Origin of the sequence: Kitasatospora sp. NPDC057198, from assembly GCF_042670125.1 — a bacterium.
GTDB lineage: Bacteria > Actinomycetota > Actinomycetes > Streptomycetales > Streptomycetaceae > Kitasatospora.
Genome location: NZ_JBHUWH010000825.1, coordinates 1 through 1,726, shown reverse-complemented (window position 1 = coordinate 1,726; position 1,726 = coordinate 1). Strand labels below are relative to the sequence as shown.

At 70.2% G+C, this 1,726-nt stretch carries 2 protein-coding genes; both read right to left on the bottom strand.

The window, feature by feature from the left end; all coding sequences use genetic code 11:
• Nucleotides 1-25: 25 nt before the first annotated feature.
• On the bottom strand, nt 26-853 hold the full coding sequence (locus tag ACFUEL_RS39375; protein WP_380242985.1) for a carbohydrate ABC transporter permease: 828 nt from the start codon (nt 851-853) through the stop codon (nt 26-28).
• Nucleotides 853-1,726: carbohydrate ABC transporter permease (locus ACFUEL_RS39370; RefSeq protein WP_380242983.1), on the bottom strand; the 874-nt coding region annotated here is incomplete at its 5' end. The genes ACFUEL_RS39375 and ACFUEL_RS39370, both read right to left, overlap by 1 nt.

Genomic DNA, 1,726 nt, shown 5'->3' with positions numbered 1-1,726 from the left:
GGGCGGGCCGGGGTGGTGGCGGGGGCTACTCCTTGACCGCGCCGCCGGTCATACCGCGCACGAAGGTCCGCTGGAGCAGGACGAAGCACAGCACGACCGGGATCGCGGCCAGCACGGAGCCGGCCATCAGCAGGTCCCAGCGCGGGGCGAACTGGTTCTGGAAGCGGGCCAGGCCCACCGGCAGGGTGCGCAGCAGCTCGTCGTTGGTGACCAGCGACGGCCAGGCGAACTCGCCCCAGGTCCACATGAACTTGAGCACCGCGACGGTGCCCAGCGCGGACCAGGAGTTCGGCAGCAGGACGCTCACCAGGGTGCGCAGCCGCCCGGCGCCGTCGATCGCGGCGGCCTCGTCGAGCTGCACGGGCAGCGTGACCAGGTGCTGGCGCAGCAGGAAGATCCCGGTCGGGCTGGCCAGGAACGGCACGATCAGCGCCCAGTAGGTGTCGATCCAGCCGAGGTCGCGCATGAACAGGTACAGCGGGACCAGGATGACCTGGGTGGGGATCATCAGGGTGGCGAGGATCAGGGTGAACACCGCCTGCCGGCCCCGGAAGCGCACCCGGGACAGCCCGTAGGCGGCCAGGGTGTCGAAGACCAGGTTGCCGGCCACCACCGCGCCCGAGACCAGGACCGAGTTGAGGAACCACTGCAGGAACGGGTAGGCCCGGACGACCTCCCCGTACGCGTCGAAGGACAGGTGGCCGGGCAGCAGGTGCCGTCCGGTGCCGACCAGGTCGTCCATGGACTGGAACGAGGTCAGCGCCATCCACAGCACCGGCAGGCCGGCGAAGACGCTGACGGCGACCAGCCACAGCGTGGAGAGCGGGCGGCGTACGCGGGCGGGCTTGGCCATCACGACTCCTTCCGGGTCGTCCAGTGCCGCAGCACGGTCAGGGCGAGCAGGACGGCGAACAGCACCACCGAGGCCGCGGAGGCCACGCCGACGTCGCTGAGCAGCTTGGTGTAGATGAAGGTGACCACCGTCAGGGTGGCGTTGCCGGGACCGCCCTCGGTCATCACCCAGACCTGGTCGAAGACCTTGAAGGAGTTGAACAGCAGCAGCAGGAACACCGCGGCGCTGGCCGGGCGGAGCATCGGCAGGGTGATCGAACGGAACTGCCGCCACGGGCCGGCCCGGTCGATGGTGGCCGCCTCGTAGATCTCGTCGGGGATCCGCTGCAGGCCGCCGAGCAGGATCAGTGCGTAGATCCCGAACTCCTTCCAGATGCTCACCACCGCGACGGCGGGCAGCGCCAGGTGGTTGTCGAACAGCCAGCGGGCGCCGTCCGCGCCGAACAGGCCGGCCATCGTGTTCACCAGGCCGTGGTCGGGCTCGTACATCCACTTCCACACCAGGCCGGCCACCACCATCGGGATGACGGCGGGCAGCACGGTGACCGTGCGCACCAGCCGGGCGGAGGCGAGTTCGCGGTTGGCGGCCATTGCGGTGGCCAGCGCCAGCACGTACGTGCCGACCATGGTGATCGCGGTGAACACCACGGTGTTGACCATGCTGTCGCGGAACGACCCGGCCGCCAGGATGGTGCGGTAGTTGTCGGCGCCGACGAAGGTCTTGGGGCCCAGCAGGTTCCAGTGGTCGGTGCTCAGCAGCATCGACTGCACCATCGGGTAGAAGGTGAACCCGAGGATCACCAGCAGCGCGGGCGCCACCGACAGCCAGCCGGCCAGGGTGCCGGACGAGCGGCGCCGGGGGGTGCCCCGGCGC